At 37.2% G+C, this 21978-nt stretch carries 21 protein-coding genes and 1 pseudogene; 5 read left to right on the forward strand and 17 right to left on the reverse strand.

Translation table 11 applies throughout. The features are described 5' to 3' along the window. The first annotated feature begins 314 nt into the window (after positions 1-314). The gene (locus tag FHY45_RS03045; RefSeq protein ID WP_139891364.1) at positions 315-5033 is read left to right on the forward strand and encodes an Ig-like domain-containing protein; all 4719 of its coding nucleotides are present in this window, start codon (positions 315-317) and stop codon (positions 5031-5033) included. Between the two features lie 284 nt (positions 5034-5317). Here FHY45_RS03045 and FHY45_RS03050 read toward each other — a convergent pair whose 3' ends face one another. Beyond that, positions 5318-6352, reverse strand: coding sequence for a DUF3626 domain-containing protein (locus tag FHY45_RS03050; RefSeq protein WP_306821542.1), 1035 nt, complete (start codon positions 6350-6352; stop codon positions 5318-5320). 225 nt (positions 6353-6577) lie between these two features. Here FHY45_RS03050 and FHY45_RS03055 point away from each other — a divergent pair, with 225 nt between their 5' ends. Both FHY45_RS03055 and FHY45_RS03060 read left to right on the forward strand, forming a co-directional pair. Next, positions 6578-7801 (forward strand): NupC/NupG family nucleoside CNT transporter, encoded by a 1224-nt coding sequence (locus FHY45_RS03055; RefSeq protein WP_139891366.1) that lies wholly within the window; start codon positions 6578-6580, stop codon positions 7799-7801. Positions 7802-8160: 359 nt separating this feature from the next. After that, positions 8161-9129 (forward strand): SMP-30/gluconolactonase/LRE family protein, encoded by a 969-nt coding sequence (locus tag FHY45_RS03060; protein WP_257468962.1) that lies wholly within the window; start codon positions 8161-8163, stop codon positions 9127-9129. Between the two features lie 108 nt (positions 9130-9237). Here the strand turns inward: FHY45_RS03060 and FHY45_RS03065 are convergent, their stop codons facing one another. The 6 genes from FHY45_RS03065 to FHY45_RS03090 form a co-directional block, all read right to left on the reverse strand. Beyond that, a complete protein-coding gene (locus FHY45_RS03065) occupies positions 9238-10548 on the reverse strand; it encodes a C40 family peptidase (protein WP_257468963.1) in 1311 nt (436 codons plus the stop codon). A gap of 358 nt (positions 10549-10906) precedes the next feature. Further along, on the reverse strand, positions 10907-11416 hold the full coding sequence (locus tag FHY45_RS03070) for a LuxR C-terminal-related transcriptional regulator (RefSeq protein ID WP_139891367.1): 510 nt from the start codon (positions 11414-11416) through the stop codon (positions 10907-10909). A gap of 476 nt (positions 11417-11892) precedes the next feature. After that, the gene (locus tag FHY45_RS03075) at positions 11893-12399 is read right to left on the reverse strand and encodes a DUF1643 domain-containing protein (RefSeq protein WP_066101187.1); all 507 of its coding nucleotides are present in this window, start codon (positions 12397-12399) and stop codon (positions 11893-11895) included. Between the two features lie 98 nt (positions 12400-12497). Continuing rightward, a complete protein-coding gene (locus tag FHY45_RS03080) occupies positions 12498-13772 on the reverse strand; it encodes a DUF4179 domain-containing protein (RefSeq protein WP_139891368.1) in 1275 nt (424 codons plus the stop codon). Beyond that, positions 13765-14283, reverse strand: coding sequence for a sigma-70 family RNA polymerase sigma factor (locus FHY45_RS03085; protein ID WP_066101192.1), 519 nt, complete (start codon positions 14281-14283; stop codon positions 13765-13767). Before FHY45_RS03085 ends, FHY45_RS03080 begins: the two co-directional genes overlap by 8 nt. Positions 14284-14800: 517 nt before the next feature. After that, on the reverse strand, positions 14801-15703 hold the full coding sequence (locus tag FHY45_RS03090) for an AEC family transporter (protein ID WP_066101200.1): 903 nt from the start codon (positions 15701-15703) through the stop codon (positions 14801-14803). 170 nt (positions 15704-15873) lie between these two features. Between FHY45_RS03090 and FHY45_RS03095 the strand changes: the two genes are divergently transcribed. Next, positions 15874-17130, forward strand: a complete 1257-nt coding sequence (locus FHY45_RS03095; protein WP_139891369.1) for an MDR family MFS transporter — start codon at positions 15874-15876, stop codon at positions 17128-17130. A gap of 179 nt (positions 17131-17309) precedes the next feature. Here FHY45_RS03095 and FHY45_RS03100 read toward each other — a convergent pair whose 3' ends face one another. The 3 genes from FHY45_RS03100 to FHY45_RS03110 form a co-directional block, all read right to left on the reverse strand. Continuing rightward, positions 17310-17516 (reverse strand): hypothetical protein, encoded by a 207-nt coding sequence (locus tag FHY45_RS03100; protein ID WP_139891370.1) that lies wholly within the window; start codon positions 17514-17516, stop codon positions 17310-17312. A gap of 27 nt (positions 17517-17543) precedes the next feature. Continuing rightward, entirely contained in the window at positions 17544-17861 is a 318-nt protein-coding gene (locus FHY45_RS03105) for a hypothetical protein (protein ID WP_139891371.1), read from the reverse strand. A 106-nt stretch (positions 17862-17967) separates the two neighbouring features. Further along, positions 17968-18243 (reverse strand): DUF2187 family protein, encoded by a 276-nt coding sequence (locus tag FHY45_RS03110; protein WP_139891372.1) that lies wholly within the window; start codon positions 18241-18243, stop codon positions 17968-17970. 189 nt (positions 18244-18432) lie between these two features. Here FHY45_RS03110 and FHY45_RS03115 point away from each other — a divergent pair, with 189 nt between their 5' ends. Then, on the forward strand, positions 18433-19203 hold the full coding sequence (locus FHY45_RS03115; RefSeq protein ID WP_139891373.1) for a DUF4931 domain-containing protein: 771 nt from the start codon (positions 18433-18435) through the stop codon (positions 19201-19203). A gap of 97 nt (positions 19204-19300) precedes the next feature. Here the strand turns inward: FHY45_RS03115 and FHY45_RS03120 are convergent, their stop codons facing one another. The 7 genes and pseudogenes from FHY45_RS03120 to FHY45_RS20425 all read right to left on the reverse strand — a co-directional run bounded on the left by FHY45_RS03120 (position 19301) and on the right by FHY45_RS20425 (position 21975). After that, complete coding sequence (locus tag FHY45_RS03120) at positions 19301-19870, reverse strand: glycosyltransferase family 2 protein (RefSeq protein ID WP_139891374.1); 570 nt, start codon at positions 19868-19870, stop codon at positions 19301-19303. 40 nt (positions 19871-19910) lie between these two features. Next, positions 19911-20246: a helix-turn-helix domain-containing protein gene (locus FHY45_RS03125; RefSeq protein WP_139891375.1), complete on the reverse strand. Its 336-nt coding sequence runs from the start codon at positions 20244-20246 to the stop codon at positions 19911-19913. A 26-nt stretch (positions 20247-20272) separates the two neighbouring features. Beyond that, positions 20273-21112: pseudogene (locus FHY45_RS03130) on the reverse strand (DegT/DnrJ/EryC1/StrS family aminotransferase); the annotation flags it as partial. Then, a complete protein-coding gene (locus tag FHY45_RS20420) occupies positions 21057-21218 on the reverse strand; it encodes a hypothetical protein (RefSeq protein WP_180349917.1) in 162 nt (53 codons plus the stop codon). The pseudogene FHY45_RS03130 and the gene FHY45_RS20420, both read right to left, overlap by 56 nt. Then, a complete protein-coding gene (locus tag FHY45_RS03135; RefSeq protein ID WP_139891376.1) occupies positions 21218-21688 on the reverse strand; it encodes a lasso peptide biosynthesis B2 protein in 471 nt (156 codons plus the stop codon). Before FHY45_RS03135 ends, FHY45_RS20420 begins: the two co-directional genes overlap by 1 nt. Before the next feature lie 27 nt (positions 21689-21715). Next, the gene (locus FHY45_RS21185; protein WP_139891569.1) at positions 21716-21835 is read right to left on the reverse strand and encodes a PqqD family peptide modification chaperone; all 120 of its coding nucleotides are present in this window, start codon (positions 21833-21835) and stop codon (positions 21716-21718) included. After that, positions 21805-21975, reverse strand: coding sequence for a hypothetical protein (locus FHY45_RS20425; RefSeq protein ID WP_180349918.1), 171 nt, complete (start codon positions 21973-21975; stop codon positions 21805-21807). Before FHY45_RS20425 ends, FHY45_RS21185 begins: the two co-directional genes overlap by 31 nt. Positions 21976-21978: the final 3 nt, after the last annotated feature.

A 21978-nucleotide genomic window follows, 5' to 3' on the forward strand; every position in this document is an offset into this window, starting at 1 on the left:
AATGTCAATATCTCTTCTTTTTTGCTACTTACCAGTTAAAATGGCCTTGTATACTTAAAAAACACACTTTTCTACTCATCTTCCTTCTGTGTGTTTCTACCCACTCTTCTCTGTTTTTCGAGCATAAACCCCATAATTAGCTAAGTCGTATTTACTATTTTTTGAAAAATCAAAAAATTAAAAAGACTATTTATAATCGTGGTGGTAAATTAATAGTGTGGTAGATAGTAAATTATTTACCTAAACTTTCATTTTCAATTAAGGGGTGATTTTGTAGATTTCAGATATTGACAAATAAAAAGGAGGTTGGAGCTTTGCATTTCAAAAATACTAAGAATGTCGTTTTTGTTTTACTATCACTGGTATTACTATTATCTAACTTATTAATCGGTATAGGTACAGCGAGCGCTAATACATATGAAAACTCTAAACTAAAGCCCTTTAGCAACACAGTAAAAAAGAAACTGGATGTAAGTAAATATGACCCAGATGAAAAGGTGCGCGTTATTGTAGAACTCGAAGGTACTCCTGCAATTGATTACGCCACTAAACAAGGTGTTATGTTTAAAGAACTCTCCAAATCAAAACAATCGGAATTACAAGCAAACGTTAAAGACCAACAATCCGATTTCCTATCATCTATTAATAAAAAACGTGTAAAATTCGACGTTGAAAACTCCTTTACAGTAGTCGCAAATGGGGTCAGTGGTGAAGTAAAGGCTTCAGACATATCAAAAATTGAAAGTATCTCCACTGTTTCATTTGTATATATCGCTAATGAATATAAGCGACCGGAAGTAAAACCTGAAATGGTATCCAGTGGTGATATCGTTGAAGCAGAAGAAACATGGGTCAAAGGATACAATGGTACAGGTACAGTTGTTGGTATTATTGATACTGGAATTGATCCCAGCCATAAAGATATGGTTCTAACTGATGAAAGCAAAGCAAAGTTAACAAAATCGGATGTAGATGCAAGCATTTCTAAAAATAAATTACCAGGAAAATACCATACAGCGAAGGTTCCATACGGATACAACTATTATGATAAGAATCAAGAAATTCTTGATCTTGGCTCTGATGCATCCATGCATGGTATGCATGTTGGTGGAACGGTTGGAGCAAATGGATCCAAAGATGCTGGAGGCATTAAAGGAATTGCTCCTGAAACACAATTATTAGCTTTAAAAGTATTTGGTAATGATTCAGAAATGCCTTCTACATGGGGCGATATTTACGTTAAAGCAATTGATGATGCCATTTTGCTTGGTGCAGATGTGTTGAATATGAGTCTTGGATCAACTGCAGGATTCCAATCTCCTGAAGATCCTGAGCAAAAGGCGATTGAAAGAGCTGTTAATAACGGTGTATTAATGGCCATTTCAGCGGGTAACTCTGCTCAGATCTCTGATGGATACGCAGATCCTTTTGCAACGAACCCTGATATCGGGCTTGTAGGATCACCAAGTGTTTCCAAAGATTCCATCTCAGTTGCTTCTCTTGAAAACACACATGTATTTGTAGATAAATTTGAATTTACGATTGGTGGAACGACATACTCAGCTGGATATAAAACACAATCCTCTCCTCTACCATTAGATGTTTTCGGTACAACTGAAAAAGATGTTGTTTATGTTGGTAATGGTCATCCAGATCAATATCAAGGAAAGGATGTAGCTGGTAAAATAGTTTTTGCTGTCAGAACAGCTGCTACTCCAAACTACGGTGAAATCCAAAAGCAAGCCGAAGCTGCCGGAGCCATCGGTGTTATTATCAGGGGAACTCCTGCACATGGAGATTTTGTCAGCATGGCTCTAAACAGCCCTACTATCCCATTGGTTTCACTGCGAGTAAGCGATGGTACTATGTTTGAAGAAAAAATTAAAGCAGCTGGTGATGTAGGTAAAGTTAAATTCACCGGGGAAATGATACAACTAGAAAACGGTACAGCCGGACAGTTGTCTACCTTCACTTCATGGGGAGTAACACCAAACTTAGATTTTAAACCTGAAATCACAGCACCAGGTGGAAAAATCTATTCAACATTAAATGATGATAAGTATGGAGTTATGAGCGGTACATCCATGGCTGCACCGCATGTAGCAGGCGGATCTGCCCTTGTGTTGGAATATGTAGAGAAAAATTTTCCAAATCTTGAAGGCAAGGATAAAGTCCAACGTGCGAAAACTTTATTAATGAATACATCTGAAACTATTAAAGATCCTCTCGGTACAACCTATTATTCACCACGTCGTCAGGGTGCCGGGGTTATGAAATTAAACTCAGCAATTACTTCCCCAGTTTACGTGGTAAATAAAGGAACGGATGATGGAAAAGTTACATTAAAAGAAATTTCCAACGATAAGTTCTCTTTTACACTGACTGCTACTAACTTCAGTGAGAAAGATGCAACATACACAGTTGATACAACTGTACTATCCGATGCTCTGTACGAAGCAGGTGGATATACGTTCAATGATCTGACACCACAGGAAATCAAAAAAGCAATTGTTACATCCGATAGTGAAATTACTGTTGCAGCTGGTAAATCTAAAGATTTTACAATCACAATTGATTTAAAAAATGCAAAAGCTGATTTAGAAAAAGCGATGAAAAACGGATACTTTGTTGAAGGCTTCGTATTCTTAAAAGCTAAGAATCTCGAAGACTCTCTACCTACTTTATCCATACCATTTGTTGGATTTAAAGGTGACTGGAATAAACCAAACATTATCGATCCAATGAATAATTCCGTCGATTCATTCTATGGATATACAGGTCTTGCCGATTCTAATACCGGTGAATTTTTAGGAGTTAGTCCATTCGATAAGAATCAAATTGTTGATCCATCTAAAATAGCTTTTTCACCAAATGCTGACGGTCATTATGATGCAGTGGCCCCTGCCCTATCATTTTTACGAAACAGCAAAACGGTGGAATACAGTATTACCGATACAGATGGTAAAACATTGCGTAAAATAACTACTGATAAGTACCAAAGAAAGAACTATGCAGCAGACTCTATCGTAACATTCGAGCCATACTTCACTGAATGGGATGGTAAAGTAAATAACAAATCTGTTGAAGAAGGACTGTACTATTACCAAGTCAAGGCAATAATCGATTACGAGGGCAAGGAACCTCAAGTATTTAAAATGCCAATCCTAGTAGATAATACAGAACCAACTGTGTCTGATCTTAAATATGATGATGCAACAAAGACAGTTACATTTAAAGCTGAAGATACAAATTCAGGCGCAGGACTTCAATATATCGAGCTTTCCGTTAACGGTAAAGCACTGAAAGATTATGTAGCACCAAACAGCACCAACACATACAGTGTCAAATTATCCGACCTGAAGTATAGCGATGATACACCAGTAGAAGTGAAAAACGGTGACAATATCAACGTAGTTGCCCATGACTATGCTGGGAACCGCGGTGCTAAATCATTATTGGATAAGACAATTCCTTATATCAGTGTCATAGAACCTGCACCACTTGGAATCTACAATGAACTTGAAGTATTTGTCTTCGGATATATAACTGACGATTCTGAGATAGATTATGTATGGGCTGAATATGAAGGGAAACGCCAGAACCTTATAATTGAGTTGGATGAAGAAACTAAGGAGCCTTATTTCTTTGATATTTTTGAGTTCTCCAAAGAAGGTAAACATGATATTCGATTCTATGGAGCAGATGTAGCCGGTAACAAGATTGATTTCAACAGAGAAATCTTTATTGATACTAAAAAGCCAACAATTGAAGTTGACTACAAGGCATTCTCCACAGGTGATAGCCAAAAAGTTAAGGTCAAAGTTGGTGATAACTACAATGCTCTTCGACTAGTCGTTAATGGAAATGAAGAAATAAACACATTTAATGATTTGGGTGACTTACCTGTTTACGCACCTTACTCTGTAACTCAGGAAATTGAACTTCCATTAGCGGAAGGTGTGAACGAGTATGAATTCGTGCTTGAGGATATAGCAGGGTACCAAGTTAAGAAGAAAATTGAAATTAATAAGGTGCCAATTCCTGTTAAGCCATCCGTAAATGCTGTAACGGATGCCAGCACAAAAATTACGGGAACTGCACCAACCGATTCAAAAGTAACCATTACAGATAAAAAGAACTTAACACTAACAACTACAGCGAATGATGGTAAATTCTCGATAGATTTAAAAACGAAGCTGAAAGCCGGTACTAAATTATACGCTACTGTTACAGATCCGAAAACTGGATTAGTGAGCGAAGTAACAACGATCACAGTAACGGATAAAACAGCTCCTTCCGCTCCTTCTGTCAATGCTGTTTCAGACAAGTCTACAACTGTAACAGGTAAAACGGAAGCTGGTGCAAAAGTAACAGTTAAGGCTGGTTCTAAAACTCTCGGTACAGCTACTGCCAATAGCAATGGAAACTACACTGTAAAAATCAAGAAACAAAAAGCCGGAACTTCCCTTTCTGTAACAGCATCAGACAAAGCAGGTAATATAAGCAAAGCGAAAACAGTTAAAGTGGCAGATAAAACAGCTCCTTCCGCTCCTTCTGTCAATGCTGTTTCAGACAAGTCTACAACTGTAACAGGTAAAACGGAAGCTGGTGCAAAAGTAACAGTTAAGGCTGGTTCTAAAACTCTCGGTACAGCTACTGCTAATAGCAAAGGAAACTATACAGTCAAAATCAAAAAACAAAAAGCTGGCACTTCCCTTTCTGTAACTGCGAAAGATAAAGCTGGCAATACGAGCAAAGCAAAAACAATAAAGGTAGTAGATAAAACTGCTCCATCTACTCCTTCTGTTAATCCAGTAAAATCAAGTTCTACAAAAGTGACAGGAAAAACAGAAGCCGGGGCTAAAGTAACGGTCAAAGCCGGTTCTAAAACTCTTAGCACTGCTACGGCCAACAGCAAAGGGAACTATACCGTTAAAATCAAAAAGCAAAAAGCCGGTACGACTCTTTCTGTAACTGCCAAAGATAAAGCTGGCAATACGAGCAAAGCAAAAACGGTTAAAGTGAAAAAATAAGTAAAGCAAAAAGGTGCCCTGGCTTGTCGCCCAGGGCACCTTTTATTTTTACCTAATAATCTGTCTTTTAAAGCTTCGATTCATTCTGATAGAAGATGAAACTACTGTTATACCAAGAGGGATTTGTTCATGTTAGATATGTTCTTATATAATTGGCAGGTTAGAGATGAGTGGTTTAATTGGTGTAACAGTACCCAAAGAAGAACTGACAAAAAAACGCATGGGTGGAATGGGTAGTATTCCACATAATTTATATCATGTCATCGATTGCGAACAAATTTGGATTAATATCTCACCAATACATGCCAAAGGAGCTTTAACTCCTGTAGCACCTCTTTGACAGTTCCATAATCAGACCAATTCTCAGGATAACAGCACAGGTCTTTTGCTGCTGAACCAATTACGCTTGCATCAATATAATCACAATTAGTTATTCGTTTTGCCAGATGAGGCATTTTCGCTCCTCTGAAATCTGAAGGGACGTCCTTGCTATTAAGTTTAAAGCCCTTTCTCCAATATAGGCTGATTGAATACTGTCCGCAAAGCTGCTCTAGCATATTTCCGATTTCAGTAGCTTGAAAAGAATCATCAGCCACAAGTGCATCAACATCCTTTTCAAGCGATACTTCCCCGTGTACTTGTGCTTCAATGTAATAATCCAGATTGCGATTAGGTTTTCGTTTCACAAGGTCTGATTGTATATTATATAGGTTGGCCAAATAACTTATTAGCTTAGGTGGTCGTAATTCTGATTTGCCAAGTACAATTTCTCTGGAAAATGACTCTTCTAAAAGCGCTGCCAAAATTAAATCGAATTCTTGATATATCCCTTTTTCCTTTAATTCGAGGTGTGAGTCCATATATGTGTAGGTAGAACGATAGGAGACTTTCGGAGAAAGCAGAAAACAACAGGAACCAAAACGTGGTGCAGGTCCATCAGAATGTAACATAACATTCAATGCCCCATATTTAGGATGTTCTTTATGGCTTGTGCCTTTAAACTGATAAGCTCCTCCAAACATTCTTGTCTCCCAAAGATCACGCTCACCCCCTTGATAGGCAGAGACACTTCCATTTGAAATGAATGTTTCAAATTGACTCTTGTATACACCCTCATTGAATAAAGATTCAGCCACGCTTATCCGGTTGTGAGTGAGCCGATCCGGATGAAAATGCAAGCCAATTCTTGCGTTATTCTTCATATTATTAACCGCTTGCTCAAATACTTCTGTTGATATATTTGACATCGTCAGTACATGATTAAGAGTTCGTTTTGCATCTTTTTGTAGTTTTTTTGAGTATGCTTCAATATACTGAATCGCCTATCGTTGAAATGCTGTTAACATCTATTCCCCTACTTACCAAAACATAATTAGGAGTGCATTTTGACAAATATTTTGGCTATTTTAACTCCATACTATAAAAACAATGGATAAAATATACTTCACTTGCAAATTATGCATCCAATTGATATATTAAGTTTTTGTGTAAAAGTAACTTTTTTACTATTCTCAGACAGAAAAATACTAACCAGAGGTGACATAATGAATTACTTATGGGGAATGCTCGGGATTATCTGTATTTTAGGAATCGCCTTCCTTCTATCAACCAACAAACGAAATATTAATATTCGAACTGTAGTTGTAGCATTGGCTATTCAAATTTCTTTTGCTTTTATTGTTTTAAAATGGCCACTTGGACGTGCAGCATTTCAGAAAATAACCGATGTTGTGAATAACATAATCGGTTACGCAAATGAAGGAATAAACTTCCTGGTTGGCGGTCTTTATACACCACAATCAGGCATTACAACCGTTTTCTTATTTAATGTTTTAGGAATCATCATTTTCTTCTCTGCTTTAATCTCTGTTTTGTATTATTTGGGGATTATGCAATTTGTCATTAAATATGTAGGTGGCGCTCTTGCAAGACTATTAGGCACAAAAAAAGCCGAGACATTTAATGCAACAGCTAATATATTTGTTGGGTGTACAGAAGCACCTTTGGTTATAAGGCCGTTTATAGATAGATTGACCAATTCCGAATTATTTTCTGTTATGGTCTGTGGGTTGGCTTCAGTATCAGGTAGCGTACTTGTAGGATATTCTTTATTAGGTGTTCCCTTAGAATATTTGCTAGCAGCAAGTATTATGTCTGCACCGGCAGGACTATTACTTTCTAAGATCATGATACCTGAGATGGAACACAGTCAGGAAGATGCGACAGGTTTTGAAATGGAAAAGGATGAAGAGGCAGCCAATGTAATAGATGCAGCTGCTAACGGAGCATCAACTGGGCTTCAATTAGCACTGAATGTTGGAGCCATGCTGCTTGCCTTTATCGCTTTAATTGCTCTGCTGAACGGTCTGTTAAGTTTCGTTGGTGGATGGTTTGGATTTGATCAGTTATCAATTGAATTACTATTAAGCTACATATTTGCTCCATTAGCTTTTGTCATTGGTGTACCTTGGAATGAAGCCTTGACAGCTGGGAACTTCATTGGTCAAAAGCTTGTTATAAATGAATTTGTGGCATATAGTAATTTTGCTCCAATGATTGACTCCTTATCAAATAAAGCCGTTGTCATTATTAGCTTTGCACTCTGTGGATTTGCAAATCTTTCTTCTCTTGGTATCTTACTTGGAGGACTTGGAAAGTTATCTCCAAAGAGGAGACCTGATATCGCACGATTAGGCATTAAAGCGATCATAGCAGGTGCACTGGCATCCTGTTTAAGTGCTGCAATTGCAGGAATGATTATTGGGTAGGAAATATTCCGGATTTTTAAAGCTTAGGATATTAAATACTATGGCCTCAAGTGATTTTAAGACTTGAGGCTTTAATTTTTATGAAGCACTAGCAAACATCATATACCTGTTCTCAAATCTCTTTTTAATTCTATATCCCCGATATTTTCCATATCGCAAGTGAAATACATTATTTTAACAAATTCCCCACATCCAGTATAGATGAAATAGTTACGGAGAATGACAAATATACCAATGATTTTTCATATTGTTTTACCACCTTCTTCCATGTATATTTCTAGTTAATAGTTAAAATCTTTGTTGATACAGCATGTTATACAACCATGATTAATAACCAATAAAAAGGAGGCATTCTAGATTTGAAAAAAAGATGGTTCTCTCTATCTGTACTATGTGGAATTATGTTACTAACTGGAACCTATGTAGGTGCAAAAGGATGGTATGAAACAAAGCCTGTACCAAAAGGAGAAAGACATCAACTTTCTGAAATTATTCCCCCAAAAGCAAAATGGGAAAAAATCGCAAAAGGCGATGAAGGGTTTATTGAAGGAATAAATTTCGACCGCAAAGGAAATATCTGGCTGGTCAGTCCAACAACCGGTGAACTTCTCACTATAAAAAAAAATAAAATAGAAGTAGTAAAACAATTTCCCAGTCCTGTTGGTGCAAAGTTCCATAAGGACGGAAGGTTATTTATAACAGATTTAACCGGGGTTATACATGCCTATAATCCTAATACGAATGAAAGTACAGTCGCAGTAGATTCTTTTAATGGGGAACCTTTAAAAGGGCTGAATGATTTAGTATTTGATGAAGATGGGGGCCTGTATTTCACTGAACCAATGGGTTCTAGTGCAACTCACCCCGTCGGTCGCGTTTTTTATCTTCCTCCAAATAGCAATGAAGCGCAACTGTTTGCCGAAAACATAGCTTATCCGAACGGGATCGCTATCTCCGCAAATCGCCAACGTGTTTATATCTCTGAGTTTAATAAAAACAGAGTACTCTCTGTCCCTTCCAAAAATGCCCTTTCTTCACCTGAAACTGCTTTTATCTTTGGGCAATTTGAGGGCGGAATCGGTCCTGATGGCTTAGCAGTCGATACTGAGGGAAATTTATATATAGCTCATTTTCAAGCCGGTGAAATTGTAGTCCAGGACTCAGATGGATTTAAATACGGGGTTATTCGTCTGCCTGTCGGTGCTGGAACATTTATAACTAATCTAGCCTTTCATGACGGGTACTTGTATATTACTGAATCCTCAAAAAATGAAGTGTGGCGAATTCCTGTAAAAAAAGAGGGATCACAACCATATGGATTACAATAGAAAGTAAGTAGCCCATAGCTGAGCTTTTTAACACACAATTTCAAACCTAGTTCAAATACAAAAAGGAACGCCTTAGATGGGCGTTCCTTAAAAATTTTCTATTGATTATTAATGAACGCGCACAACACGTCCGTTAAATTTTTGTTTCCAGTATCCTGTTTTAAGGCTGGCAATTGCTACACCAGTAGAGCTTTGGGAACCGATGAATTTTCCACCGCCAACATAAATGCCGACGTGACCGTCTTTTTTATACGTATCGAAGAAAACCATATCTCCCGGTTGCATTTGGCTTGTTGGAATCTGTCTTCCAGCATGTTTCAGAGCATCTGTGCTCGCTGGTACAGAATATCCACCTTGTTTAAATGCCCAGCTAACAAAACCGGAGCAATCAAAGCGTCCTGCTGCAATATCAGCTTGAGTTCTTCCACCGCCGAATACATAAACAGAGTTCCCAATATATTTATTGCCTGCAGTAATAACGGTTTGAATATTTTTATTTTGGGTAGAACTATTAGTAGAACTTGGCTTCTTATTAGAAGAGTTTGAATTAGCTGGTTTAGAGCTAGTTTGTTCGTTCTTCGAAGTGCTTACAGCTTCTTCTTTAGAGCTGGAATTCACTTTATTTGTTGTTTCATTCTTAGTTGAAGAGTTTGTTTCTTCTTTTTGAGTATCAGCAATCTTCTCAATTTTCTCTTTTACATTGGAAGATTCTTTTACAACAACTGGCTCCACCACAATGTCGATATTTCTTGCTTTAGCATCTGCTAATTGACGTTGACTTTCTTTTTCCTTAGCTTTAAGCTCTTCCTTTAAGGAATTTGTTTGATCTTGTTGTTGCTTAATATCCTGCTGCATACCAACAAGCTCAGTTTTCATATCCTTTAAACCAGTAAGCTTTTCTTCTACTGTTGCTTGTTTATCCTCAAGTTGGGTCTGATCCTCTTGAATTTCATCAATTAATTGACGGTCCGCTTTAACAATTGTTGATACGGCTCCGATTCGTTCAATAAAATCTCCAAAACTAGTAGATCCAAAAATTACCTCTAAATAGCTGACGTTACCATTTGTTTGTTGGTACGTAATAGCACGCTTCTTTAAAATTTCTTGGCGTTTTTCATTTTTTTCTTCCAGTTCGGTAATTTCATTATCTAAAGTCTCTACTTGTTTTTCCGTTTTGATAATATCATCTTCTGTTTTATTAATCATGTTCTGATTATCTTTCACAGCCTGGTTGATTTGATCAATACGAGTATTCAGAGTAGAAATTTCAACTTGTACCTCATTTAGAGCAGCTTGAGCTTTATCAACCTCAGCTTGCCTAGCTGGGTCTTTTGCAGCACTTGCTGATGGAGTGCCTATGTAACTGCTGAACCCAAGCAATAAAGCCGTACTTAGCGCAATAATTCTTTTATTCATCATTAAAGTATTACCTGCTTCCTAGTTTTTTAATTTATCGGGTCTTTCATACCATTTCTATTTATCTATTTATCTAACATGGATAAGTATATCATGCTAATTTAACAAATAAGTTATAGTAATATTACAATTATATTTCAAAAACATGTTACTAGTTTTTAATTTGTAATAATAGGGCATAAATAACTTCGATTCTATAAAAAAACTTACAAAAAGTAAGTTTTTTAGTAAAATAATTGTAAATTACTTTTAACAGAAGGAGAAAATTAAGCTAAAATCCACTTAAAAATCCCGTGATTATTGGCGAATAAAACATCTAAACTATCTAAGTATTTTCTTTAATCCTCTTATTTCCATATTTCTAATCTATAATTCCCATTCTAATAGCCTTTACAGCTACTTCTGTTCGATTTTTGGCATCCAGCCTTCTCATAATGGTTGAAATATATTCTCTGACCGTATACTCACTTAAATAAAGCTGAACAGCTACCTCTGTTGTAGAAGCTCCTGCAGCCAATAACTTAATAATATCAACTTCATGAGAAGAAAATGATAGTTTACGATTTAAATCATTCTGTGTTACAGAATTTTCAGGGTTCGTAAACCTAAGCAACAGCTCTCCTGCATTTGCCCCTATTTCATTAATGCAGGATACCAAGCTCCTATCTCGCTCAAATTTCCGCTCTGGCCCTTTATCTAGTAAAATGCCGCCAATCACCTTACCTTCTTCCGGAACATAAATAGGGACAATTAACATGGATACGAGATTAAATTGCTTAATAAATTTTTCAGGAAAACCGTATGTGGCATCCTCTATAAAAACAGGCTGAAAATTACGCAGCTCATTTCCTGCTGGTTTTAATTTATTCAAATAATGTGTCAGTGCAGGAATGTTTATGATTTGTTCCTGATTATCTATATGGTGGGCGTATACTCCTATTGCTCAGGTGTAGGTGGTCAGATGGAAGATAGCAGTGAAGAGGAATTAAAGGATATTATTAAGAGTTTACAAGAGGGGACTAAGAAGAAACAAACAAGTCAGAGGAGCAAGATAAAGAAGAAACCAATAAAGAGGAAGAATCGGACAAACCTTCGGGCGATCAGCCTGCAGCTGAACCTGAAACACCGGAAGCTGAGACACCGGCTATCGAACCTGCCCCAGATCCTATGTACCAACTGAACCAGAAGAGGAAGAAGACAGTGAAAATCCGGATGATGGTGTAGAAGAACCTGATCCTCCTGTGGACGATGGCACAGACGAAACTGAAATACCAACTCCGCCACCTGCTTCATAAACTACTTATCTATCTAAAAAGGAGCTGTCGAAATGAATCGACAGCTCCTTTGTCATGACGGTTTAAACGAACTTACATTTGGAAAGAGATAGGGTTGAACGGTCGTATCACTTCTTACAAACAACGGATGCAGGGGATGCCCCTCTCTTGTTGTACCCAGGCAGTTAGGATCATATCCCTTAAACCAGTCCGATAATAACTGATAATCTTTGTGATGGATGGTACAGTTTTCTCCCCAGCCAACGATAATTTCAGAACCGCTGTGTAAGGCATTTTCTAAATAGAAGCGGTTTTCAGGACCTGTAGCCTCCTCCAAGGACAGATTCCTGAGATCTCTCCATTCCCTGCTCCGATAGGCAAATACATTCACCAATTCCACAGAACCGCAATCTAATTTCTTAGCAAACGAAACACAACGCATGGTCGTCCGGTCATCCACTCTGTCATCAGCCTCGCTTGGGTGTAAAAGAACAAAGACAGCTTTTCTTAAATTGTAATCATCCCATTCCCTCTTTAGGGAATATCGATAATTTCCTTTTATAATGGCACTCCTTTTCAATCGATTTCCCCCTTTCCGTTCCTATTATTATGTATAAGCTCCTCAGGTGACTTTTATGATAAAACCGGCCAACAATCATTGAGAACAATTTTGTTCCATTATTTTATTTGGAGCTTGACTTGCTTTTTGTGGGTAAGTGGGTAGGTGTCTAATTCAATATTAAGAGGACCCTTAATGATTTCTTCTGGTTTATAGTAGAAGCTTATAGCGTCTAAACCGTCTATTTCCCAGTACTCCGCTTCCCCTGTTGAAATTTCTTTACCTGTTCCATCAGTTATCATTCCACCGCCAGAAACAGTATCTTTACTCTTGGGGATTTCCATGAAAATAGACACCTTATTTTCTTCTATCTTAGAAGATTTCACTAATCCATCCGATGGATATTTCAATAGCCTGCCTGTTTTTTCATCAACTTCAATGATTAACTCATCCTTATCTAGAGCATGAATACCATCGAATAGTAGGTACAGCTTCTCGGGTTTCCGAAAATAATTACTTTCTATATAGATTTCACTTTCTTCCTCATTAAAATGACTGCCAGTAGATCCCCATATCTCACCTTTATCATCCATTAGCCTAACATGATTCAAATGAAATATTTTTTTTGTATTATTCGGATCATATTTTACGTCAACCCTGACACTTAGTGGATCAATTTCTACTTTTCCAAACGTAATCCGCTGATTGTCTATGGTCACTGTTTCATCAATGGCCATCTGTTTATGCTGACCTTTATACAAGGAATGATCTATTTTCAAAGGGAACTTAAATGGACCTATTAAGCTAGTGTCATTTTTCAGATGGACTTTTAGTTCTATTTCTTCTCTATCTTCAAGCTGATGCACTAGATTAAAATCTAAGGAGCCGAACCCATTTTCATGAGCTGAATAGGATATGGATTGCTCGACACCGTCTCCGTCAATCAATAGATCGGGAAATTCTATTTGTATTTCATCCCCTGCTCCCTCTATATGATAAAAAACAACCATCCTATGCCTATCAACAATTAAGGATTCAATCGTTACCTTATACCCATCCTTCTCTTGCGTCTGTCCAACTGACTGTAAAAAATCATTCTCCACTGCAGACATATAGCCTTTATCGTTTCGGATTAGATTGATAATTTTTTCTGCGCCCGGTATAGAAGAAAGGGCATTTGCAAAGGACGGTGACACTCGTACCAGGCTAATGCAAAACAGGAGTACAATAGCAGCCGCTGCTAATCCTGTATATTTTATAAGTCTTTTTCTCTTCTTGTGTTTGGCTTTACTAAAGCCTGACTGAATGGCTGCGGAAACTTTTTCGTTTGGTACAGGCACATATTCCATTTGTTTTTTTAAATCCAATAATTCTTGTCTCTCTTTTTCATACATGGCGGGTACCTCCCGATTCCTTCATTAGTTCCTTGAGCTTCCGAAGGCCTTTGTAAAGTCTTGTTTTAACCGTACTTTGTGGGCATTCACATATATCCGCAATCTCACTTATGGATAGGTCCCGTAAATACTTTAATACGATGATTTCACGTGATGGTTCATCCAGGAACATGAGCGCCTCTTCTATTTCAAGCTGACCATAATCATCCGTATGGACCATTTCCTGTCCAATGAAATGATGGTGTATTTTTTTGGCCTTCAATTCATTTGAACAAACGTTTAATAAAATTCTTACAAGCCATGTAGAGAAATAGGATGGCTCTCGCAGCTTTTTAATTGAACGGTATGCTCGAAAAGACGTTTCCTGGATAGCTTCCAGAGCTTCTCCTTCATTTTTTAAATAGACAATGGCCATTCGATACAGCTGTTCCTTATGAAGATCTAATAAAGTTAAAAATGCTGTATCATCCCCTTTTATAGCCCTTTGTACTAAAGAAGCATCTTCATGCATGCGGCTCCCCCCTGTTTTCTCTCTACTTATTAGACTGTTTATCCTAGAAAAAAGTTTCAATATATTATAAAAAATACCATAATTTTATAGTTTTAAGATTTATAGCATAAATAAAAGACCTCAAAATCAAGAGGTCAATAATTAAGAATCTAATTAGAGGACATAAAGTATAGAAGTGTTATCAATGGAAATATCATAAATACTATATTTAATATCTGAGTGAACCATAGAAACAAAGTCTTTTTTTGGGCGGTTTTATTAATATATAGAAAAGAAGCTGCACCTATAACACAGGGGATCAAGCCTAATAATGGATATCTTTGAGGAGTTGAGTTGATCGATTGGATAAGGGCCATTATACATACCACCAAGCTTACCCCCATTAAAAGCGCTGGAATCCATACTTTGTTTCTTTTCATTCCCAATACCATCCTTTCTGCGGAACAACTAATATTTCATATAAATTGATTCGTTTAATCCCATTTTATGTACTTCACTTTCTAATAAATCCTTCTCACTATAAAACAAAATAAAAAATGATTGGTAAAGTGATTAAGCTAAGTACTGTACTTATAAATGTACAAACCGAAACAAATTCCGGCTTTGTATTAAACTGAATGGCATACATCGTCGTATTTGCAGCAGCAGGCATTCCGGCCATGATAATCATTAATTGTTTAAGCAAGGTATCGATTGGCAAAAGGGCTGAAATTCCCCACGCTACAAGGGGCGCCACTGCCAATTTAATGATTAGTGCATACGTAACCTTTTTATATTCAATATTCTTCAGACTGATTTTGGCTAATTGCATACCTAAAACAAGCATGATTGTCGGAATAGCCGCGCTTCCAACTAAATCAATGGTAGTCATTAAGGAATGGCTGATGGTAATACCCGTGTACTGAAATAACAGTCCAAAAATCGCTCCATATGCAACAGGCATACGTAATACAATTGCAAGTGTATCTCTAATCCCTCCGCCTATATCACTTCCTCGCGCCGCTACATATACCCCAATTGTCGCCATCACGATACTTTGGGTGACCATTAAGATGATGGCATAATCAAATCCGGCAGCGCCAAACAATAATAACGCAACAGGTGTTCCATAATTACCATTGTTCATAAAAACCGAACCAAGAATGAGCCCACAGGTTTCCTTTATGTTGTATTTATTTATAAAAGCGATAAAACATACAAAGATAATAAGTGCTAAACAAAGCCCAAACGCGTAAATAACAATATAAAGATAATCTAACGTCAGTTCATTAGTATAAAACGTTTGAAACACCAGTAATGGTGTCATTAAATAAAGGGACATCGTTGAGATCGTTTTTGGATCAAATCCTATCTTCTTCTCGCCTATATATCCTAAAGCAAATATAACAAATACCGGAATCAATACATTAAAAAACTCCATCTGCTTACCTTCTCTCTGGTTGAAGCTATCATCTTTCACACACCATTATACCAATTCCTTCCTTTAAAATTTCAAAATATTTAAAATTTTTTAAACAAATATTCTCTTTTACCTATTTATCTATTAAAATAGAAATTATTGGAATTTAATTAAAGGAATCAGGAGGCATTATGCAGTTTTTTAAAAATTTATTTAGTCCATATCGGGGGTTACCCAAAGAAATTTATATTATATTTTTTGCTCGAATTATTAATAGTCTGGGAGGGTTTGTACATCCATTACTTGTTTTAATCCTCACTCAGAAGATCGGCATGGATAGTGCGCAAGCAGGGCTATATGTTACTTTAGTCAGTGTCATTTCTGCACCAAGTATGATTTTAGGCGGAAAGCTGGCTGATACCTTGGGGAGAAAATTTATTATTGTAGTTTCGCAAGGTCTAGGAGGCATAACCGTTATATCCATAGGTTTAATAGAGCCTTCGATGACCATGGCTTATTTGCTCATGCTATCATCACTCTTCTTTGCTTTGTGCTCACCTGCCTACGATGCACTATTGGCGGATTTAACTACCCCCGAGAATCGGAAAGGTGCTTATTCATTAACCTATATGGGTTTTAATTTAGGTTTTGCGGTTGGTCCAATCATGGCCGGTCTACTATATAAAAATCATTTAGATCTTGTTTTCATCATTGATGGAATTGCTACGCTCTTAGCAACAACATTAATTTTCATTTTTATAAAAGAGACAAAAACCAAACATATTTCAGTAACAGAGAAAACGGAAAGAAAGCTTGAGGAGCATGTAGAAGGATCTGTTTTTAAAGTGCTGAGGGCAAGACCAATATTAATTATGTTCGCTTTTATTCTATTATGTATCGAATTTGAATACGCTCAATGGGCATTTACCATACCGCTGCATTTAGAGGAGTTGTTTAATGATTCTGGCGCAGCCTATTACGGAACACTTGCCGCATTTAACGGTATATTGGTTATCTCGTTTACGCCGATTATTACGAAACTGACAAATAAGATAAGGCCTATAAAAGTGATAGCCACCGGAGCCTTGTGCTATGCTTTTGCCTTTGGTATGCTCGCCTTCACCACGATACTTCCCTTCTTCTATGTATCTATTTTCATCATGACCATTGGAGAAATCATGATTGCAATCAATGCTTCGACCTTTATAGCTAATCAAACACCAGCTTCGCACAGAGGCAGAGTCAGCAGTATTCTCCCACTGATAATTGGCGCCGGATATGCAACAAGCCCAATGATTATGGGAAGCTTTATTGCAGCATACTCGATTACATCTGCCTGGATGGTAATTGGATCCCTCGGATTCATTTCAGCAGGACTCATGTGGCTGCTTCAGAAGAAAGATTTAACCAATCAGCCTGACACCGACCATGTGAAGGTTGGTGCTTAATCTAATAGCACAGAGAGGGGCAATCACATTCTCTTTTCATAATGTGATTGCCCCTTTAATGGATGATAGCAAACTACTATTACTGAATATCTTTAAGTGTTTCACATACAAACAGCTATTCTCCTGTGAGCTCGGCTTACCGACCTGGTTTCTTCTTATTTAGAAAGAGCATGGAAGTGTTATTCTTTTTCAAGCCTTTCAACCCAAACAAAATATTCATGATCAGGAATAGGCACAATCATTCTTCTATCATTTTCTACTGCTGTTTCCTTACTTACTCCTGCAACAAAAGTATTTGTTTTGGATGAATATGTATCATGTTCACTTTTTGGTATAGGAATATTAATGGTGTCTTTTACATACCAATATAAATCACATGAAGTCATAATATGTATAAAGATCTTAGTTAAGAGTTAGCCAATTGATACATCCTCTTTTGAAACGATTTCCCATCCATTGGCTGTAAGCTTATTTATATAATCATCGAAACTAATTTCCTCTAATTCAATTGCCATTGGACTAAGCGATACATAGCATTCATTCTTCTCATAATTAACCGTCACCTTCACAACCTCATATCCATTGTGAAATCCCTGATCAAATCCAGGGTCTTCAATAATGTCTCCTATTACCGGACGGAAAGATGACTCAACTGTTTTCATCATCATTTCGCTTCTACTATTTTCTTTATCCTTGGTAGATGTTAAAAAGACGTATAATTTAATTTTCATTTCTTCTCTCCTTCCAAAATTGGTTTAAAAAACTTTAAAGGCATATTCAATGGTGATTTCATTGCACGATTGGTTCTTTTACAATCACCCCCTACGAATTGTAAATTTAATGATAAACCTGTGTACTGAATGGATCGATTTGTTGCTCACTTACTTTTGCGCGAACTTTTAAGGTCTCAATAATTTTATAATTACCATGTCTGACAACTGTTCTCGTTGTGTTGAGTTTCAATTCGTCTGCATATTCTTTAGAAATTTCCACAATACACGAAGCTTCCCTCAGTATTATAATTTCTCCAAAGATAAATAAATTTCCTCTTTTAAAGACAATCACATCACCTATTTCTCCCTGTACATATTGATCCCTATACTCGAAATCCATTTCACTACTCACCGTCCATGTTTTTATAATCAATCAATTAAAGATATATGTCATTGTTACTATCGACATTTTATTATGTATTTTTACACTTTTTTATTTCTATAATGTGGCTAAAAATATACAATCATACATATCTTTAATTTATAATAAACATATCGAGTTTTAACAGTTAACGAGGTAGGTGCAAGTATGGATCAGCAACAATTATATTTTTCAAGTACAATTGGCAGTCAAAAGCCTGAAACTATCCGTAATAAAACAGCAGCCTGCCCCTTTTGCCAAAGAGATGAGCTTACCGATATTCTTGAGACAAAGGGAGATATTATTTGGTTGATGAATAAATATCCCACTCTTCTGGATACCTATCAAACGGTCATTATTGAAACCAATCAATGTCACGAAGATATAAGGGGATATGAACAGAAGCATATGCGTGAATTAATTCGCTTCAGTATTGCTAAATGGCTTGAAGTGGAGAAGACTGGTGAGTATGAGTCCGTTATCTTATTTAAGAATCATGGTCCCTTTTCAGGCGGCAGCATTCAGCATGCCCATATGCAAGTCATTGGAATGAAACATGTAGATTACCATAAGAATATGGCAATGATTGATTTTGAAGGCACAGAGGTTTACAAGAAATCCGGTATTGAGTTAAATGTATCAAAGTATCCAGTTATCGGTTTTACTGAATTCAATTTAATATTGAACACATTAGATGAGATTGATGATTTTGCTGATAAACTTCAAATCCTGGTCCGTTATATTTTGGATGGTTTCCATAGGGGATGCACCAGCTATAACCTTTTCTTTTACCATTTTCATGACTTGATTATTTGCAAGGCGATCCCACGCTTTGTTGTATCTCCCTTGTTTGTCGGCTATAAGATTCCACAGGTACTTATGGAAGGTCGGCTCGATATCATTAGGAACGATTTATCCAGGTTACTCAGCCAGACATAGGCTTTTCGCAAGTCTCCCTCCCGTCTTATACCGGGAGGTTTTTTGAATTTCAGTATTCATTTCTGAAATAGAAACCATATTAATAAAAATAGTATCATCAGGAACAACCAAAATACGACTTAGAGTTTTGAAAGGGGATATCTCTAATTAATGCTGTTTTATAAAGCTTACCCCAGGCAAAGTTTTTCACGATTTGATTAACAACTAGCTCCTTCATTACTTGTTGGTTATCCAGCACGTTTGGCGGATCGTCCCGTTTTTCAAAACGTTCATCATATAGTAGATAATCCTTATATGCGTAATAATAGGATGTTTGTACAATATCAGCGTTATCCTGTTCTATTCTTTCAACTAACCTTTTTACCAAGGTCAAATCAATCCAATCATCTCCATCCACAAAGAATGTGTAGTCACCGCTCGAATAGGCCATTCCTGTATTTCTCGCGTCTGAGACACCGCCATTTTCTTTATGAACCGGAATGATTCTATGATCACGTTCCCCATAATAGTCGATAATTTCTCCGCAGGAATCCTTTGATCCATCATTGACCAGGATGATTTCAATATTTTGATAGGTTTGGGCAATCAGACTTTCAATACAGCGCGGTAAATACTTCTCCACTTTGAAAATGGGTACAATGATACTCACCTTTTTCGTTTTCAACATCCTACTTCAATCCTTTGCTTCTCAAATAGAAACAGCTATTTTACACTTTACTTTTCCACTTAATATACTCAATTAATGCACGGTACTCATCCATTTGCTCTTTATCAATTACGGCTGTCTTTAATTCCTCGATTAGTTCGATTAATTCCTGATTCAGATTTTGATCGTTTTCATCACTTTCCTGTACGCGCAATAATGTTTTTAAATCTGCATTTAAAACAAAAGCCAGCCTTTTCAATACTTCAATTGAAGGATTTTGATTCACTCCCCTCTCAATATTGCTTAAATAGGATTTTGATATTCCGGCATTGGCAGCTAGCTGGGTCAGTGTCATTCCTTTACGCTTACGTAAATCCTGTATATTTTTTCCTATCATTTTTCTACCTCTTTAGCTCAGATTATTTACTTCATTAAGGCCCTCTGCAAACAGTCAATTACTCTTTCCATATCATCTTCTGTCATATGGGTACCTGATGGAAGACAAATGCCTTTGTTGAATAATTGTTCAGATACAGACACATCATCCTTGTGGGTAAAAAAATCTACACCTTTGAACAGCGGCTGCATATGCAATGGTTTCCACATGGGTCTGGCTTCAATATTTTCATTTGCAAACGCCTGCAAGCAACGGGTAACTGCATCGTTATGTTCCAGTGTGAAGACTGTCAACCAACGATTCGAGACGGTATGTTCTAGTTCCGGCAAAAAGTTTAGACCGTCAATCTCCGATAAAGCTAACCGATACATTTCATAGATTAATCTCTTTCTATCAATTCTTTCCTGTAAAACCTCAAACTGCGCCCTTCCTATTCCTGCCAATATATTGCTAAGCCGATAATTATATCCGACTTCCTTATGCTGATAATAGGGGGCAATTTCCTTTGCCTGCGTGGCTAAAAATTTTGCCCGTTCAAGAGCCTCTGCTGCATCCTCTAGAATTGGCACTTTGTATTTAGAACATATTTCACAAATCTCATTCATCTTCGCACTTTGCCCATATAAATCCACAACAATAACAGCTTTAGGAAGTTTATGCCTTTTCGCTGCGAATTCAAGCGCTCATTCAAGAGCCTCCGGGGACATATTCCACGTCTCCGGTTCAGAATCAATAAAGACAAGCTGAGCACCCTGATAAATCACTGGATTGGCACTGGCAATAAAGGTAAGTGATGAACAAAAAACAATATCACCTTTGCCCACATTCATTAAAGAAAGCGCTAAATGAATTGCCGCTGTCCCAGAAACTGTTTAATAAAATTTTTACGGAGTCCCTATTATTTTTGATCAAGGCGAGCATCAGGTTCAGCTCTTTGGAAAAACCGGTCACTTGCAAAGGTTGTCTATCCATCATTTTTCCTCCTTCTGATCCCCCATTCTTTTCGCGAAGGTTCCCACTACTGTGTATGCTTCCTTCCCATTGGCTCCAGCTACAAAATATAATCCACTCCGCAGCCAGGCATGAGCCTTCATCTTTCCATCCTTATCTCTTGCTGTTGCCATATAAAGAGTGCTTTCAATTCCACGCCGCTCAAGCATTCTCATTCCTGCAATCGCCATTACAAGACATTTACTTTCCCAAAGTGTATATCTGCTCATCGTCTCCAAACTTTTGGATACTGACTCCAGGATTTCAGCATGGGCTGGCACATACGTTAAGGAGGTCTCTTCCATTTTCCTTCCTAGTTTAGGCGCAATTTTGGAAAAGGGCAAACTCTTTTGTATCCTGGCCACTCCTAAGGAACAATAAGCTTCTACATACATCATGAAGGTGTTGCTATCTAAGGACAGCAAGGTTCGAGCTTTCTGAATGAGGTTCATAAACATAACTCCTTAGGAAGTAATGGTTTAATCAATTAATTCTTCTTTTTTCAACATATCCAGGAATGAACGAACCTGACTTTCACATTCTTCATGGCTAACGTCATACTCTTCTGTTAAACAATGACCCCTGCGAGCGGAACAGATTTTTGTAGAAAATCATCCAGAACAGGTACTGAAAATTTCGTTTCTCTTCCATATAAAGGTTGATAATTCGAGGATTTCATTCCAAAATGATCCAATGATTCCTGCCATAGCTTTTGAGATGGATAGGATGGAATGACCATGGG

This window comes from Bacillus sp. D386, from assembly GCF_006346415.1.

Coding starts and splice junctions, on each gene's coding strand:
- FHY45_RS03135 (WP_139891376.1), bottom strand. CDS start 21,688: ATGAACCTCATTCAGAAAGCTCGAACCTTGCTGTCCTTAGATAGCAAC.
- FHY45_RS03120 (WP_139891374.1), bottom strand. CDS start 19,870: ATGTTGAAAACGAAAAAGGTGAGTATCATTGTACCCATTTTCAAAGTG.
- FHY45_RS03065 (WP_257468963.1), bottom strand. CDS start 10,548: ATGATGAATAAAAGAATTATTGCGCTAAGTACGGCTTTATTGCTTGGG.
- FHY45_RS20420 (WP_180349917.1), bottom strand. CDS start 21,218: ATGGATAGACAACCTTTGCAAGTGACCGGTTTTTCCAAAGAGCTGAAC.
- FHY45_RS03110 (WP_139891372.1), bottom strand. CDS start 18,243: ATGGATTTCGAGTATAGGGATCAATATGTACAGGGAGAAATAGGTGAT.
- FHY45_RS03055 (WP_139891366.1), top strand. CDS start 6,578: ATGAATTACTTATGGGGAATGCTCGGGATTATCTGTATTTTAGGAATC.
- FHY45_RS03095 (WP_139891369.1), top strand. CDS start 15,874: ATGCAGTTTTTTAAAAATTTATTTAGTCCATATCGGGGGTTACCCAAA.
- FHY45_RS03080 (WP_139891368.1), bottom strand. CDS start 13,772: ATGTATGAAAAAGAGAGACAAGAATTATTGGATTTAAAAAAACAAATG.
- FHY45_RS03105 (WP_139891371.1), bottom strand. CDS start 17,861: ATGAAAATTAAATTATACGTCTTTTTAACATCTACCAAGGATAAAGAA.
- FHY45_RS03115 (WP_139891373.1), top strand. CDS start 18,433: ATGGATCAGCAACAATTATATTTTTCAAGTACAATTGGCAGTCAAAAG.
- FHY45_RS03125 (WP_139891375.1), bottom strand. CDS start 20,246: ATGATAGGAAAAAATATACAGGATTTACGTAAGCGTAAAGGAATGACA.
- FHY45_RS03085 (WP_066101192.1), bottom strand. CDS start 14,283: ATGCATGAAGATGCTTCTTTAGTACAAAGGGCTATAAAAGGGGATGAT.
- FHY45_RS20425 (WP_180349918.1), bottom strand. CDS start 21,975: ATGGTCATTCCATCCTATCCATCTCAAAAGCTATGGCAGGAATCATTG.
- FHY45_RS03100 (WP_139891370.1), bottom strand. CDS start 17,516: ATGACTTCATGTGATTTATATTGGTATGTAAAAGACACCATTAATATT.
- FHY45_RS03090 (WP_066101200.1), bottom strand. CDS start 15,703: ATGGAGTTTTTTAATGTATTGATTCCGGTATTTGTTATATTTGCTTTA.